We start from the raw sequence: 1,844 nt of genomic DNA, 5'->3' as shown, positions 1-1,844 counted from the left end.
CCTGAAATAGAATCCGGCGTAAACGTGTTGTCTGGGTTATCCACGTCAGTACTGGTGAGGGTTCCAGAAGTTGTTATAGCGCTGTCCGTTTCATCCACACTGACTGTTGCGGTACTGACTGTCGCTGCATCGTTAGTACCGTTAATCGTGACTTTAATGGTCGAAGGGGTGCCATCAACGGAAGTGACGGTAAAGGTTTCTTCGACTTTATCGCCGACGTTCAGTTGATTAAACGCGCTGTTGGCGGTGAATACCCAATGACCATTGGCATCAATAGTCAGGTCGCCATTGGTGCCTGAAATAGAATCTGGTGTGAACGCATTATCTGGGTTATCCACGTCGTTGCTGATTAGCGTGCCTGAGGTAGTTACCGCTTTGTCGGTCTCATCGATAGCAACGGTCGCACTGCTAACCGTGGCTTTATCGTTGGTGCCATTGATCGTGACCTTGATGGTCGACGGTGTGCCATCAACGGAAGAGACGGTAAAGGTTTCTTCGACTTTGTCGCCAACGTTTAATTGATTAAACGCGCTATTGGCCGTGAAGACCCAATGACCATTGGCGTCAACAGTTAGGTCGCCGTTGGTGCCAGTAATCGAATCGGGTGTGAAAGTGTTATCTGGATTATCTACGTCGGTACTGGTTAGCGTGCCTGATGTGGTTGCCGCTTTGTCGGTTTCATCGATGGCAATGGTCGCGCTGCTGACAGTAGCGGCGTCGTTGGTGCCGTTAATCGTGAATTTAATGGTCGAAGGTGTGCCATCAACGGAAGTGACAGTGAAGGTTTCTTCTACTTTATCGCCGACATTCAATTGGTTAAACGCGCTGTTGGCGGTGAAGACCCAATGACCATTAGCATCAATAGTGAGATCACCATTAGCTCCAACAATGGAGTCTGGCGTAAATGTGTTATCTGGATTATCAACATCGGTACTAGTCAATGTTCCTGATGTCGTTACCGCTTTATCGGTCTCATCCACACTGACTGTTGCGGCACTGACCGTCGCTTTATCATTGGTGCCATTAATCGTCACTTTGATGGTCGAGGGTGTGCCATCAACCGACGAGACAGTGAAAGTCTCTTCGACTTTGTCGCCGACGTTTAATTGATTAAATGCGCTGTTGGCGGTGAATGTCCAATGACCATTAGCATCAATAGTCAGGTCACCGTTGGTGCCTGAAATAGAATCCGGCTGGAAAGCATTGTCTGGGTTATCTACGTCGGTACTGGTTAGGGTGCCTGAGGTTGTTACCGCTTTGTCGGTTTCATCGATAGCGACGGTCGCACTGCTGACAGTAGCGGCGTCGTTAGTGCCATTAATCGTGACCTTGATCGTCGAAGGGGTGCCATCGATGGACGACACCGTGAAGGTCTCTTCGACCTTATCGCCGACATTCAATTGATTAAATGCACTGTTGGCGGTGAACGCCCAATGTCCATTAGCATCAATAGTCAGGTCACCGTTAGCTCCAGTAATCGAATCCGGAGTAAAGGCATTATCTGGATTATCAACATCGGTGCTGGTTAATGTTCCTGAAGTCGTTACTGCTTTGTCGGTTTCATCGATAGCAACGGTCGCACTGCTGACAGTAGCGGCATCGTTAGTGCCGTTAATCGTCACTTTGATGGTGGACGGTGTGCCATCTACAGACGACACCGTGAAGGTTTCTTCGACTTTATCGCCGACGTTTAATTGATTAAACGCGCTGTTGGCGGTGAAGACCCAATGACCATTAGTATCAATAGTCAGGTCACCGTTGGTGCCTGAAATAGAATCCGGCGTGAACGCATTATCTGGATTATCGACATCGTTGCTGGTTAATGTGCCTGATGTCGTTACCGC

At 48.8% G+C, this 1,844-nt stretch carries 1 protein-coding gene; it reads right to left on the bottom strand.

All coding sequences use genetic code 11. From position 1 onward, the window contains the following. The coding region (locus tag AB4209_RS20205; protein WP_372057102.1) for a VCBS domain-containing protein at positions 1-1,844 on the bottom strand (1,844 nt) is incomplete at both ends.

Source organism: Vibrio sp. 10N.286.48.C11 (assembly GCF_041469805.1).
Taxonomy (GTDB): domain Bacteria; phylum Pseudomonadota; class Gammaproteobacteria; order Enterobacterales; family Vibrionaceae; genus Vibrio; species Vibrio crassostreae_C.
This window is presented reverse-complemented; position numbering and strand designations above follow the sequence as displayed.